At 74.0% G+C, this 12,908-nt stretch carries 12 protein-coding genes and 1 pseudogene; 3 read left to right on the top strand and 10 right to left on the bottom strand.

Going from position 1 to position 12,908, the window contains the following annotated elements; translation table 11 throughout:
- Positions 1-36: 36 nt before the first annotated feature.
- Both VR45_RS08325 and VR45_RS08320 read right to left on the bottom strand, forming a co-directional pair.
- The gene (locus tag VR45_RS08325) at positions 37-1,032 is read right to left on the bottom strand and encodes a hypothetical protein (RefSeq protein WP_159394149.1); all 996 of its coding nucleotides are present in this window, start codon (positions 1,030-1,032) and stop codon (positions 37-39) included.
- A gap of 160 nt (positions 1,033-1,192) precedes the next feature.
- Positions 1,193-3,037, bottom strand: coding sequence for a diguanylate cyclase (locus tag VR45_RS08320; RefSeq protein ID WP_045939017.1), 1,845 nt, complete (start codon positions 3,035-3,037; stop codon positions 1,193-1,195).
- A 395-nt stretch (positions 3,038-3,432) separates the two neighbouring features.
- Here VR45_RS08320 and VR45_RS08315 point away from each other — a divergent pair, with 395 nt between their 5' ends.
- Positions 3,433-3,960 carry a flavin reductase family protein gene (locus tag VR45_RS08315; RefSeq protein WP_045939016.1) on the top strand — a complete coding sequence of 176 codons (528 nt, stop codon included), beginning with the start codon at positions 3,433-3,435 and terminating at the stop codon, positions 3,958-3,960.
- Positions 3,961-4,003: 43 nt separating this feature from the next.
- On the opposite strand, the gene arfB is transcribed toward VR45_RS08315, so the two are convergent.
- Positions 4,004-4,438, bottom strand: a complete 435-nt coding sequence (gene arfB, locus VR45_RS08310) for an alternative ribosome rescue aminoacyl-tRNA hydrolase ArfB (RefSeq protein ID WP_045939015.1) — start codon at positions 4,436-4,438, stop codon at positions 4,004-4,006.
- 78 nt (positions 4,439-4,516) lie between these two features.
- On the opposite strand from arfB, the gene VR45_RS08305 reads away from it, so the two are divergent.
- On the top strand, positions 4,517-5,005 hold the full coding sequence (locus VR45_RS08305; RefSeq protein WP_045939014.1) for a hypothetical protein: 489 nt from the start codon (positions 4,517-4,519) through the stop codon (positions 5,003-5,005).
- Positions 5,006-5,118: 113 nt separating this feature from the next.
- Positions 5,119-5,698, top strand: a pseudogene (locus VR45_RS43760) (TerD family protein).
- Between the two features lie 180 nt (positions 5,699-5,878).
- Here the strand turns inward: VR45_RS43760 and VR45_RS08300 are convergent.
- The 7 genes from VR45_RS08300 to VR45_RS08270 all read right to left on the bottom strand — a co-directional run bounded on the left by VR45_RS08300 (position 5,879) and on the right by VR45_RS08270 (position 12,677).
- Positions 5,879-7,171: a hypothetical protein gene (locus tag VR45_RS08300; RefSeq protein ID WP_159394148.1), complete on the bottom strand. Its 1,293-nt coding sequence runs from the start codon at positions 7,169-7,171 to the stop codon at positions 5,879-5,881.
- A 122-nt stretch (positions 7,172-7,293) separates the two neighbouring features.
- On the bottom strand, positions 7,294-7,788 hold the full coding sequence (locus VR45_RS08295) for a DUF3180 domain-containing protein (protein ID WP_045939012.1): 495 nt from the start codon (positions 7,786-7,788) through the stop codon (positions 7,294-7,296).
- Positions 7,789-8,007: 219 nt separating this feature from the next.
- Positions 8,008-8,607 carry a 2-amino-4-hydroxy-6-hydroxymethyldihydropteridine diphosphokinase gene (gene folK / locus VR45_RS08290; RefSeq protein WP_045939011.1) on the bottom strand — a complete coding sequence of 200 codons (600 nt, stop codon included), beginning with the start codon at positions 8,605-8,607 and terminating at the stop codon, positions 8,008-8,010.
- A 61-nt stretch (positions 8,608-8,668) separates the two neighbouring features.
- Positions 8,669-9,028, bottom strand: a complete 360-nt coding sequence (folB, locus tag VR45_RS08285; RefSeq protein ID WP_045939025.1) for a dihydroneopterin aldolase — start codon at positions 9,026-9,028, stop codon at positions 8,669-8,671.
- 257 nt (positions 9,029-9,285) lie between these two features.
- A complete protein-coding gene (locus tag VR45_RS08280; protein WP_045939010.1) occupies positions 9,286-9,768 on the bottom strand; it encodes a nuclear transport factor 2 family protein in 483 nt (160 codons plus the stop codon).
- A 42-nt stretch (positions 9,769-9,810) separates the two neighbouring features.
- Positions 9,811-10,683 carry a dihydropteroate synthase gene (folP, locus tag VR45_RS08275; RefSeq protein ID WP_045939009.1) on the bottom strand — a complete coding sequence of 291 codons (873 nt, stop codon included), beginning with the start codon at positions 10,681-10,683 and terminating at the stop codon, positions 9,811-9,813.
- A 155-nt stretch (positions 10,684-10,838) separates the two neighbouring features.
- The gene (locus VR45_RS08270; RefSeq protein ID WP_078896322.1) at positions 10,839-12,677 is read right to left on the bottom strand and encodes a phosphatidylglycerol lysyltransferase domain-containing protein; all 1,839 of its coding nucleotides are present in this window, start codon (positions 12,675-12,677) and stop codon (positions 10,839-10,841) included.
- Positions 12,678-12,908 lie beyond the last annotated feature (231 nt).

The raw sequence follows: 12,908 nt of genomic DNA, 5'->3' as shown, positions 1-12,908 counted from the left end.
CCCCTCGGGGGAGCGGGCGGCCGTCGTGCGTGGGGCCTACGCGGCCTCCAGCACCACCTGGTCGAGCAGGATCGTGCCGCTGCCCGGCGGCAGCGAGATCACGATGGTGTTCGGGCCCGCCTGCATCGGCGGGGTTATGTAGGTGTTGAACCAGGACGAGGCGGGGTCCTTGCCCGGGGAGTAGTTCTTGAAGAACAGTCCGCCCGGCCAGTCCTTGCCGTTGACCGCCGTCGTCGCCCGCACGTCGGCGGCGGCGTTGCTGTAGTGCACGGTGAACTTGTAGGTCCCGGCCGTCGCCAGCTCGCCGGCCCAGGTGATCGTCCCGCCGGGGTTGAGCGTCAGGTAGCTGCCGTCCGAGGACTTGGTGCCCTTGACGGTGTTGCCGACCGGAGCGCTCTGCGCCTGCAGCTGGCTCGCGTCCACCGTGCCCAGGCCACCGGTGCCGGAGGCGGTCGCCGACGGGGTGGCCGACGCGGAGCCGGTCGGGTTCGCGCTGCCGGTGCCGGTACCGGGGCCCGCCGAGACACCGGCCGAGGCACTGGCCTTGGCAGCCTTCTCCTTGTCGCTGTCCGGGTCCCCGCCGGTGAGGGCCACCGCGGCACCGATCGCGATCGCCGCGACCACGGCCACCGCGCCGATGACGGCGCCCTTGCCCCGGCCGCCGCCGCTCGGCCGCTCCTCGCCCGGCTGCGGGCGGGAGTGCTCGGCGTAGCGGGTCTGCTGGGTGGGGGCGGCACCGAAGTCGCCCTGCGCCGGGTACGGCTGCTGCGGCTGCTGGGCCTGCGGGTAGCCGGGCTGCTGGTAGCCGGGCTGCGGCTGGTGGGGCTGCTGCGGCCGGGGCGGCTGACCGTACTGGGCGCGGCCGACCTCCATCGGGCGACTGTAGGGGGTGCGGGGCACGCCCTGCTGCGGCTCGGCCGGCTGCCCGGAGGCGCCGTCGGCCGGACGGTAGAGGTAGCCGAACGGATCGTCGTCCTGAGGGACGCCGCCCTCCGGCCCCTGGGGCGCCCCGCTGCTGCCGGCAGTGGTCACGGTGGTCAACTCCCCCATCGCGGTCGCGCCGCCGCACTGCCGTGCCGTCCGGCGCTGATCGTGGTCGCTCGTACCCCCGGAACACTACCTGTCGTCGGCTACGCCCCGAAAAGACCCCTTGACAACCCACGGGTAGCTTGCGCCCGCCCAGGACCCCGGTTCAGCCGGCCCGCCGGTGCGAGCGCTCGCCGCGGGCGCCGCGCACCGCGCCGCCCCGGGCCCGCTTCTCGTCGTACATCCGCTCGTCGGCGATGTGCAGGACCTCTTCGATGCTCATCCCGCAGCCGGCCCAGCCGATGCCGAGGCTCACCCCGACCCGCATCGCCCGGCCGTCGATCCGCATCGGCGGGATGATCGCGTTGCGCAGCCGGTGGGCGAGGTCCTTCGCCTCGTCGCGACCGATGCCGTCGGCCAGCACCACGAACTCGTCGCCGCCGAACCGGGCCACCGTGTCGCCGTCCCGGACGGCCCCGCTGAGCCGGCGGGCCACCTCGACCAGGACGGCGTCCCCGGCGTTGTGCCCGAACCGGTCGTTGATCGACTTGAAGCCGTCGAGGTCGCAGAAGAGCACCGCGAGCCCCTTCTCCACGGCGGGCGGGGGGCTCGAACGGAAGGGGCCGGTCCGGATCTCCCCGCCGGGGCCGTGGTCGGGCGGCACCACGGCGTGCACATGGTCGCCGTAACCGTTCGCCCCGTCCCGCGCGTCGGCGGACGCGACCGCCGGGTAACCCTCCGGGAGGCCGTAGCCGTGCGCCGGGTCCATGCCCTCGTACCCGACGGGCGTGCGGTGGGGGTCCCCGAACAGGTGCTCCGGGTACCCGCCGAAGCCGTCCTCGGGGCGGAGCGCGGCCGCGTACCCGGCGCCGCCGTGGCCGGAGTCCCCGGGCGGGACGGCCTGGTGCCCGGCGGCGACCGCCTGCGGCAGGGCGCAGAGCCGGCGCCCGAGCCTGGCCTTGAGCTCGGCCCCGTTCGGCAGTCCGGTGAGCGCGTCGTGGCTGGCCCGGTGGGCGAGCTGGAGCTCGTGCCGCTTGCGGTCCTCGATGTCCTCGACGTGGGTGAGCAGGAAGCTCGGGCCCTCGGCGGCGTCGGCCACGATCGAGTTCCGCAGACAGACCCACTGGTATCCGCCGTCCCGGCGGGAGAGTCGCAGTTCCGCCCGGCCGCTCTCGGCACTGGTGCGCTCCAGCAGCGTCCGGTCGTCGGGGTGCACGAGATCGGCGAAGCTCTGCTGGCGCAGCACCGCCCGGGGGCGTCCGAGCAGACGACAGAGCGCGTCGTTGACCCTGGTCAGCTGGCCCCGCCCGGCGCCGTGGAGTTCGGTGATGGCCATCCCGCTGGGGGCGTACTCGAAGGCCTGGCGGAAGCTCTCCTCGCTGGCCCGCAGCGCCTGCTGCTCCTTCTCCAGGCGGGCCAGCGCGCGTTGCATCTCGGCGCGCAGCCGGGCGTTGCCGATCGCGATGGAGGCCTGCAGCGAGAACATCTCCAGCGCCTCGCGGGTCCAGGCCCCGGGCCGTTTGCCGCTGCGCGGCCGGTCCACCGAGAGGACGCCGAGCAGGTCGCCGCCGGCGCTGTACATCGGGGCGAGCAGACCGTCGGCCGGGTGCCAGTCGTTGGCGTAGACCGGCATCGCACCGTCCCCGATCCAGCGCGGGATGTCGCTGGCCACGGCCCAGCCGCGGTCGTAGGGGAGGAAGCGCAGGGTGCCCCAGTGGTCGCTGACGCCGAGCAGCCGGTCCCAGGACTCGCGGGAGCCGACCTGGCCGAGCAGTACGGAGGGGCCGCCCATGGCGCTCTCCTCCAGCTCCCAGACGGCCGCCACCACCAGGTCGCCGTCGGGCCGGACCAGGCTGACCGCGGCGGCGTCGAATCCGAGCCCGTGCACGGCGCCCTCGACCACGGCCTGCAGCGTTCCTGCCAGGCTGCGGGCAGCGTTGAGGTCCGCCACGACCCGGTGCAAGGTGCGGAGGGTCGCGAGACGGACATAAGGCTCCGACTCGGCTTCCATGCGGGGGCTCCCCGGCTGCTTCGGATAGGTCTTGATTGGTTATCGTCCGATTGCCAGAAGAACTGAATCACAGGGAGCACAGCGTTCGGCACGCTCGGTCAGCAATAGGTCAGCACTTGTGACTTAAATCACACGACACTAATGCACCCTTAATCGGTTCATCTGCCCCATAACGGGACAAAAAGCCCCATCGGCACATTTCCGGTGGTCGGTCGAAATGGCCCGGCGCTGTAGCCGACTGACCGCCGGGCAGGCCCTCCCCTTCACTCCTGGGAGTGAGGCCGGGCGCGAACCGTAACCTTCCCGCTGCCCGGGCGGACCGAGCCGCGCTGCGTCGCTGGTCCTACGACCAGGGCCCGATGTCGTTTCCCCCGGTCGCGGGCTAGCGTGCCTACGTGTACCCGTCCCCGCAGCCCGAAGCTGCCTCCCAAGCGTCCCCCGACGAGTTCCGGGCGGCGCTCTCCCAGCTCGCCTCCGGTGTCAGCCTGGTGACCGTCCACGACCCGGACGACGGCGAGGACGTCGGCATGACCGCGACGTCCTTCCTGTCCGTGTCGCTGGAGCCGCCGCTGGTCCTGATCTCCGTCCGCGAGGACTCCCGGATGGACGAGGTGCTCTCCCGGGCCGGGACCTGGGCGGTCTCGCTGCTGTCCGAGGAGCAGAAGGCACTCGGCTCGCGGTTCGCCATGAAGGGCCGGCTCAGCGACCGGCTGCTGTTCGCCGACGCCCCGCACCACCGCGGCCCGTACAGCGGGGCCCCGCTGATCAGTGGCGCGCTCGCCACCGTGGAGTGCCGCACCGAGCAGCGGATGCCCGCCGGCGACCACACCCTGCTGCTCGGCCGGGTCCTGGAGGCCCGGGTTCCCGACCCCGGCGGCCGCCCGCTGCTGTACTTCCGCGGCGGCTACCGCTCCCTGGGCTGACCCCGGCGCCGCCGGGCACGCCGGGCACCGCCGGGTGCCGCCGCTACTCGCCGCCGCGCGGGGAGCGCCGCCCCTGCTTCAGCTCGGAGCGGTGCCGCTTGTTGGTGAGCCGCCGCTCGACCATGCCCCGGCTGGGCCTGGTCGCCCGGCGCGCCTTCGGCGGCGGGGCAGTCGCCTCGCCGAGCAGCGAGGCCAGCCGGGCCGCGGCGACCTCACGGTTGCGCCACTGCGAACGGTGCTCGGAGGCCCGGACCACCAGCACCCGGCCGTCCACCAGCCGGCCGGCCAGCCGCTCCAGGGCGCGCTCCTTCCACACCTCGGGCAGCGCCGCGGAGGCGGCCAGGTCGTAGCGGAGCTCGACCTGGGTGTCGGAGGTGTTGACGTGCTGGCCACCGGGGCCGGAGGAACGCGAGAAGCGCCAGACGAGCTCGGCGTCGGGGACGACCACCGACCCCCGTACGCGGATGGGCTCAGGCATGGGCCCATCATCCCGCGCCGGACCACGCCGGGTCACCCGGTTATCCGGCCGTCCCGTGCCAACCCCGACAATGTCCCTGTGATCGAGCTCGGCTACTCCCTCTCCAACCGCTTCCCCGACCCCCCGCAGACCGACTACCGGTCGGCGGGCGTGCGCGAGCTGCGGTACGACCTGTTCTGCGGCGACGTCCACGTCGAGGACGAGGAATCGGACCTGTCCACAGCCTGGGGATGGGTCCCGGTGCTGGACTTCGCCTGGGCCCTGTGCGACATCGTCGAGGAACTCGACCGCGACCCGGACGGCGGCCGCGCCGCCCGGGTGCAGACCGCCGACCTCGACTTCACCCAGAACACCCATCTGCTGCGGTTCGCCCGCCGCTTCAACTGGGTAGAGGTGACGGCCACCTGGCTGCCGGACGAGCCGCCGGTCGTGGTGCGCCACGGCGATCTGCGCCGCGAGGCCAGGGATTTCCTCCAGGACACTCTCGCCGACCTCTTCGACATGCACCCGGATCTCGCCGACAATCCGGTTGTCTGGGAACTCCAGGGCAGGTTCCGGCGCGTCTGACGGGGAATACCCGAAACCGTGCCGGCGGCGGAAAAGAAACCGGCCGCGCGGAACCAACCCTCGCGGTTCCCGCGTTATCCCCGGCAACAGCAATCGAAGGGACAGCACACACCATGCCAGTGAGCCTCTCCAAGGGTGGCAACGTCTCGCTGACCAAGGAGGCCCCCGGCCTGACCGCGGTCACCGTCGGCCTCGGCTGGGACGTCCGCACCACGACCGGTGCCGAGTTCGACCTGGACGCCAGCGCCATCGTGCTGAACGCGGACGGAAAGGTGCTGTCCAACAGCCACTTCGTCTTCTTCAACAACACCAGCACCCCGGACAACACCGTCGTCCACACCGGTGACAACCGCACCGGCGAGGGCGCCGGCGACGACGAGGCGATCAACGTCAACCTCGCCACGCTGCCGGCCGAGGCCGCCCGGATCACCTTCCCGGTCTCGATCTACGACGCCGTCACCCGGTCGCAGAACTTCGGCCAGGTCCGCAACGCCTACATCCGCGTGGTGAACGCGGCCGGTGGCGCCGAGATCGCCCGCTACGACCTCTCCGAGGACGCCGCGACCGAGACCGCCATGATCTTCGGCGAGCTCTACCGCAACGGCGCNCGCCGAGTGGAAGTTCCGCGCGGTCGGCCAGGGCTACGCCTCCGGCCTGGCCGGCATCGCCCAGGACTTCGGCGTCCAGCTCTGACGCTCCGCCCCCGCGGTGCCTCCGGCGCCCGTCCCGCCACCCGGCGGGGCGGGCGCCGCGTCGTTCCCGGCGTCCCCGCCCACCGGCCGGGCCGGGGCACCGGGCCCGGAACGACGGAGCGGCGCCGGCGGACGGTCCTCCGTCCACCGGCGCCGCTCGGCACCGACCGCTCGCGCCGCCTCAGCGGGAGGCGCGGAGCTCCGGCACCTCGATCTGCTCGGTCTCGTCGTGCGGGGTCAGGTCGACCACCTCGGGGGCGGCCGGCCGGCCGACCTGGGGCAGCACCTGGGTCCGCTCCTCGGCGGCCTCCGGGGCCACGGAGGCCGCCGGCTCCTGCACCGCGTCCGGCACCTGGGCCGGTATCTGCGTCCGGGCCTGGGCCTGCGCCTGGGCGGCGACCACCTCGTCCCCCACCACGTCCGCGAGGTCGGCCCGCTCGCCGAGCTCCGCGACACTGCCCACCACCGGCGTCGGCGCGGCCGGCCGGACCCCGGCACCGGTACCGGTACCGGCACCCCGGCCGAAGAAGCTGAACCCCTGGGGCCGCGCGGTCGCGGGCACCGCCGGGCGCGGCCGCTGCCGCTCGGCCGGGCGCACCGGCTGCGCCACGGGCGCCCCGCCGAGCTGTCCCACGGTCGCCGTCAGCACCGGCCGGGCCGGCGCGGCGGGAACGGGCGTGGCCCCACCGGACGCGGACGGCGCGGACGGCGCCGTCGCGGGCGCGGGCACCCCGGGAGCGACCGGAGCCGGCACCACCGGCGCCACTCGCCCAGGCGCCCGCTCGGGCACCGGCGCGGACGTCGTCGCGGACGTCGTCGCGGACGTCGTCGCGGGCGCCGTACGGGCCCGCAGCGCGACCTCCGCACCCGCCGCACGCTCCCGCTCGGCGGCGCGCTCCGCCTCCCGCCGGGCCTCCCGCTCCCGCTGCGCCTCCTGCTGCGCCGCCCGCCGCCCCAGCTGCCGCAGCACAGCCCCGGCACGGACGAAGGCGGCCGGACTGGCCGGGTACTTGGGGCGGCTCGCGGCGAGGGCCCGCTGGGTCGCCTCGGCCTCCTTGAGCGCCTGCTCGGCGACCATCACGGCCCGCTCCTTGAGCAGCCGGGCGATCTCCGTCTCGGCCTTCGCCAGCCGGGACTTCTCGGCGGTCAGCCGGCGCCCGAACCTGGTCGCCCGCTCCTCGGCCACCTCGGCCGCGTACTCCGCCTCGGCGAGCTGCTCCTCGAACCGCTCCTCGGCCCGCAGCCGCTGCGCCGCGGAGAGCTCGGCAGCCGCCCGGGCGGCCCGGTCGCGCTGCCGCAGCAGCACGGCGAAGCCGAGCGTCGCGAGCACCGCGGCGGCGCCCACCGAGCGCACCAGCACGGTGTCCTGACTGAACAGCAGCGCTCCCAGCGCGGCGACGAGGAGCACGCCGGCGGCGGTGGGGGGGAAGACCCGGCCGAGGACGGAGGAATGACGATGGCGTCCGCGAGACATGCCAAGAAACTAGCGTGCGAATTGGGGCCGTGTCAGCCCAGGGTCGGCTTCGGCCCTTGACACCGTGCCGGATCGACCGGACGCCTCCGGGAAATCACCCCAGGTCACCGGAACGGGGCCGGTCAGCGGGGGGTGGCCGCAGGCCCGTGCGCACCCGGGTCGTCGTGGTTCTCCGGCAGCCGGCAGATGTGCTGCAGCCAGAGCGCCGCCGCGATCACGGCCACGCCCGCCAGCACCGCGAGCCCGGCGGTGATCGCCTGGTCCTTGCGGGCCGGCACGTCCAGTTCGCCCAGCAGCTGGATCCCGGCGCCCGCGTAGATCCCGGTGACCACCGCCGACACCAGCGCGCTGGCCTGGCCGAGCACCACCGCGCGGGCCGCGCCCAGCGGGTCCACCCGCTTCGCGCCGGGCTGCCGCTCGCGCGCCGCCTTCAGCCGCGAGCGCAACGAGAGCGCGGTCGCCAGCAGGATCACCGCCACCGCGGCCAGCACCACCGGCGCCGCACCCGGCACCGCGGGCAGCGTGTCCAGGGAGGCCCAGAGCTTGGCACCGGCCCAGGACAGCGCCGTCGTGACGACGGTGATGCCGACCAGCAGACGGAGGCGAAGCAGCTTCACTCGGACGGGGTCCTTTCCCGGGCGGCGGGCGACGGGCGACACATGGCGGGCGACGACGGAACCGCCCGCCCCGGAGCTCCGGTGCGGCGGCGTCAGGCCACCGTACCGGGCCCGGCCCGGAGGGGTCCCCGGACCGGTGCCGACACCATGGGTACGCCCGGCGGCCCCGCGCGAGTTCCCCGGCCCGCCCGGCCCGGGAGCCGCGCCCGCGGCGCGGGTCTACTCCGGCAGGGTCAGCCGGATGTCCTCGCGGCGCCGGACACCCTGGGCGTCCGGGCCGCCGAGGGCCGCCAGCAGCTCGCCGACCGGCCCGTGCCCGGGCACCTCGGCCTCCGGCTGGGCGTCCAGCCACGGGGCGAGCACGAAGGCGCGCTCGTGCGAGCGCGGGTGCGGCAGCAGCAGCTCCGGGTCCTCGCTGACGACGCCCTCGTAGGCCAGGATGTCGACGTCCAGGGTGCGCGGGCCCCAGTGGACGGTGCGGACCCGGCCGAAGGCGTCCTCGATCGCGTTGCCGCGCTCCAGCAGGTCGCGGGGCGGCAGCGTGGTGCGGAGCACGACCACCGCGTTGTAGTACGCGGGCTGCTCGGAGGGGCCGCCCACGGCGTCCGTCTCGTACACGGCGGAGACGGCCTTGATCCTGAGCCCGGGCGTGTCCGCGAGGGCGTCCACGGCCCCCTGGAGGGTGTCCAGGCGGTTGCCGAGGTTGGAGCCGAGGGCGATCACGGCGCAGCGCTGGCTGTGCAGGGTGGTGTCGGCCGAGTCGACCCGCTGCTCCAGGTCGAAGGTGCTCGGCGCGGCGGTCGGGTCACTGGTGGTCATCGCACTTCCCCTAGGGCTGAGACGGGCCGCGCTGCGGCGGGCACCGGACACGAGGTACGAATCACCCGCGGGCCCGGTGGATGGTCACGGTCACGTCGTCGAACGGCACGGTGATCGGCGCGTCCGGCTTGTGCACGGTCACCTCGACCTCCTGCACCGGCTCGTGCTTCAGGCACTGGTCCGCGATCCGCTGGGCCAGGGTCTCGATCAGCTCGACCGGCTCGCCGGCGATGATCGCGGTGACCTCCTCGGCCACGATGCCGTAGTGCGCCGTGCGGGTCAGGTCGTCGCCGGCGGCGGCGGGACGGGTGTCCAGGAACAGCACCAGGTCGACCACGAAGGTCTGGCCCTCGGCCCGCTCACGCTCGAAAACACCGTGGTGGCCGCGGGCACGCAGGCCCCGCAGAGTGACGCGGTCCAGCAAACGAATCACTGCTCCAAGTCGGACGGGCCCCACCCGGACGAGAACGGCGGGCAGGGCGGAGACGGGCGTCGCGCCCGCCGCTGACCTTTTTGAATCTACCCGCGCGCGCCGACAACACCCGACCGTCCTACCCGGCACGAACCGTCGCCACGCACGCCGCATTGGCGATTGACGTGAACGTTCGGTGACCTGCCGGGAATTCCCCGGCCACCGGCCGGGGCCGTTTTCCCCGGATTTCCGGCCGGATCCCGGAATCAGTCCTCGTCGTCCTCGTCGGCGCTGGTCAGAACGGGTGAACCGTGGTGCGACCACAGTTTCCACCCGGCCGGAGTGCGCCGGAAGAGATTGGTCGACACGACCTTTCCGCCGACCAGCGGACCGAGCTCGCCCTCCTCCTCCGCCTCGCCGCCGGAAAGGATGTTCTCGGTGCACGTGACAAGGGCCACATCGCCCTGCACCTCCGCCTCCTCGTCGGTGAGGATGAACTGGATGTACTCGGTGTTCGCCATGATCAGCATGTAGGAGCGGGTCACCTGGGCCCGCCCGCGCAGCACCGGCCACCCCGGGTGGACGCAGACCACGCCCCCCTTGTCGTCCGCCTCGCCCGCGCCCAGCCAGGCGTCCTCGACCGCCTCCTGGTCGCCGTTCTCCAGTGCCTCGTAGAGCGCGCGGTTGGCCTCCAGGGCCGCCTCGCGGTCCGCCTCGGTGGACCGTCGGCCCGCTGTCTCCCCGCTCAACCTGCCGTCACCTGCCATGACCCTCCCGTCTTCGCCGAACGCTCACCCCTGCCGGGCCGCGCGCTGCCAGGCCGCGACCACGCGGACGGCATCCGCCGTCCCGGACACGTCGTGCACCCGCACCGCCCAGGCCCCGGCCTCCGCCGACAGCACCGACACCGCGGCGGTGGCGTCGTCGCGCTCCCGGGCCGGGCGCAGTTCCCCGGTTTCCGGGTCGGCCAGCAGCGTACCCAGGAACCGCTTGCGCGATGCGGCCACCAGGACGGGACGACGGAGCGCGGTGAGGGCGTCGAGCCGGCCGAGCAGCGCCCAGTTGTGCTCGGCGGTCTTCGCGAAGCCGAGCCCCGGGTCGAGGATCAGCTGCCGCTCGTCGACCCCGTCGGCGACCAGCGCGTCCACCCGGGCGGTGAGCTCGCCGACCACGTCGGCGACCACGTCGTCGTAGACGGCCAGCCGGTCCATGTCGGCGGACTGCCCGCGCCAGTGCATCACCACGAAGGGCACACCGGTCGCGGCCACCACCCGGGCCATCGCGGGGTCGGCCAGCCCTCCGGAGACGTCGTTGACGAGCAGCGCGCCGGCCTCCACCGCCCGCTCGGCCACCGAGGCCCGCATGGTGTCGACGGAGACCGCGACCCCGGCGGCGGCCAGCTCCCGCACCACCGGGACGACCCGGCGCAGCTCCTCCTCCTCCGGCACCCGCTGCGACCCCGGCCGGGTGGACTCGCCGCCGACGTCGACCAGGTCGGCGCCCCTGGCGCGCAGCGCGAGGCCGTGGGCGATCGCCTTGGCGGGGTCGTGCCACAGGCCGCCGTCCGAGAAGGAGTCGGGGGTCACATTGACCACGCCCATGACCGCGCAGCGGTCCAGCCGCGGCAGTCCGGAGGGCAGCGAGTAGGGCACCGAATTGCTCATGCCCCCATTATCCGGTGGCCCGGACCGGGCCACCCGGCGCCCGCCCCCGGCCCGGACCGCACCCGTCCCGGGCCCGGGCCGCCCCTGTCCCGGACAGCGGGCCGGCCCCCGCCGAGGAGCGTCCTCGACGGGGGCCGGGCGGCCGTGCGCCCGGCTCAGGCGGCCTCGGTGACCTCCGGCCTGGCCCCGGCCGGCAGCAGCCCCTGGCGCCGCGGCTTGCGGCCGAAGCGCGGCATGCCGAGGGTGATGAAGGCCTCCGCCTGCATCGCCGCGAAGCCGATCCTGGGCAGGTCCCTGGTGTTCGGGAAGACCAGGAAGCGCGGCTCCCACTCCGGCTGGAACTTCGCGTTGAACTTGTACAGCGACTCGATCTGGAACCAGCGCGACAGGAAGACCAGCAGCCCGCGCCAGGCGCGCAGCACCGGTCCCGCGCCGATCCGCTCGCCGCGCGCGAGCGCCGAACGGAACATCGCGAAGTTCAGCGACACCCGGCGCACCCCCATCGCCGGGACGGCCTGGAGCGCGGCGACGATCAGCAGCTCGTTCAGGCCCGGGTCGGCCGCCCGGTCACGGCGCATCAGCTCCAGCGAGATGCCGTCCTCGCCCCAGGGCACGAAGTGCAGCACCGCCTTGAGGTCGTCGCCGCTCTCGCCCTCCTCCGGCGCCTTGTGGGCGGTGACCACCACGCAGGCGTCGTCGCCCGGCTCGCCGAACCGGCCGAGCGCCATCGAGAAGCCGCGCTCGGTGTCGGTGCCGCGCCAGCGGGCCGCCGCGTCGGCGATCCGCTGCCGCTCCTCCCAGCCGAGCTCGGAGACCCGGCGGACCTGGCAGGAGTAGCCGTTGCGCTCGATCCGCTTGACCATCTGACGGACGTTGCGCATGGCCCGCCCGGCGAGCGAGAAGGAGGCCGTGTCGACGATCGCCTCGTCACCCAGCTCCAGCGCGTCCAGCCCCGCCTCCCGGGTCCAGACCTCGCCGCCGACCTCGCTGCAGCCCATCACGGCCGGCACCCAGGCGTGCTCGCGGGCCTCGGCCATGAACACCTTGATCGCGCCCGGCCAGGCCTCGACATCACCGACCGGGTCGCCGGAGGCCAGCATCACGCCGGACACCACCCGGTAGGAGATCGCCGCCTTGCCGGTGGGCGAGAACAGCACGCTCTTGTCCCGGCGCAGCGCGAAGTAGCCGAGCGAGTCCCGCTCGCCGTGCCGCTCCAGCAGGGCCCGGACCCGCTCCTCGTCCTCGGCGGTCAGCTCCGGCTTCGGCTTCTCCGGCCGCAGGGCGAGGTAGGTGGTGGTGAAGGCGGTGATCAGACCCATCGCGCCGAGCAGGTACCCGACCAGGTCCTCCATCCGGTCCGAGTTGTAGTGCACCGGCCCCTCGAAGCCGAACAGCCCGTAGAGGACGTGCTCCAGCCGCTGGTCCAGGCCCGGGTGCCCCAGCTCGTACTTGGTCCGGGTACTGACGATCAGCAGGCCGATCAGCACGCTCACGGCGCCCAGGACGACCAGGTTGACCACCGCGCGCCAGCGGGTGCGGGGGTCGGCCTTGGCGTAGAACTCGCGCCGGTGGACCAGCATGACCACGAACAGCACCAGCGAGATGACCGCCGGGCCGAGCTGGTGCCAGCGCAGCAGGTGCAGCGCCGCGCCCACCGGCAGCAGCACGCACACCACCCGCCAGGCGCGCCGCTTGCGCCGGCGCAGCGCGTGCGCGAGCAGCACCAGGAGCAGGCCGATCATCAGGGTGCCGGCCGCGGCCAGCGTCGTGGTGCCGCCCGGCAGCTGCCCGGCGAAGGTGTGCACCTTGGTGTGCCGGAGCTTGGGGAACACCGCACTGGCGATGTCGACCAGTCCGATCAGCAGACAGGCGTAGCCGACCGCACCCGGGAGCCAGGCCCTCGGAACAGCGGCCGCTTGGGTACGAAGCGTCTGCAGGCCGCGACGGCGCTGCGGCTGCTCGGGGCTCGGCTCAACGGACACGGGAACGCTCATGGGGGTTCAGCGTAGAGGCTGTCGCGGGGTGTCCGGTCACTCCCGGGTGGGAGCCGTGATGGACCTTCATGCGTTTTCCTTCATCTGGCAAGACGCACACCAAGGAACCGGCAACGAAGGGTAAACCGGCGCCCCGGGGGCGCTGCGAATTGAGCCGAGGGGTGGGTGCCGGGGGCCCCTCACCGCGTGGCGCGACGAGCCCCCGCGTACGTGCTACGTACGGTGGACGCC

The organism is Streptomyces sp. NRRL S-495 (assembly GCF_000966955.1).
Lineage (GTDB): Bacteria > Actinomycetota > Actinomycetes > Streptomycetales > Streptomycetaceae > Kitasatospora > Kitasatospora purpeofusca.
This window is presented reverse-complemented; position numbering and strand designations above follow the sequence as displayed.

Coding starts and splice junctions, on each gene's coding strand:
- VR45_RS08320 (WP_045939017.1), bottom strand. CDS start 3,037: ATGGAAGCCGAGTCGGAGCCTTATGTCCGTCTCGCGACCCTCCGCACC.
- arfB (WP_045939015.1), bottom strand. CDS start 4,438: ATGCCTGAGCCCATCCGCGTACGGGGGTCGGTGGTCGTCCCCGACGCC.
- VR45_RS08300 (WP_159394148.1), bottom strand. CDS start 7,171: ATGTCTCGCGGACGCCATCGTCATTCCTCCGTCCTCGGCCGGGTCTTC.
- folK (WP_045939011.1), bottom strand. CDS start 8,607: ATGACCACCAGTGACCCGACCGCCGCGCCGAGCACCTTCGACCTGGAG.
- folP (WP_045939009.1), bottom strand. CDS start 10,683: ATGAGCAATTCGGTGCCCTACTCGCTGCCCTCCGGACTGCCGCGGCTG.
- VR45_RS08270 (WP_078896322.1), bottom strand. CDS start 12,677: ATGAGCGTTCCCGTGTCCGTTGAGCCGAGCCCCGAGCAGCCGCAGCGC.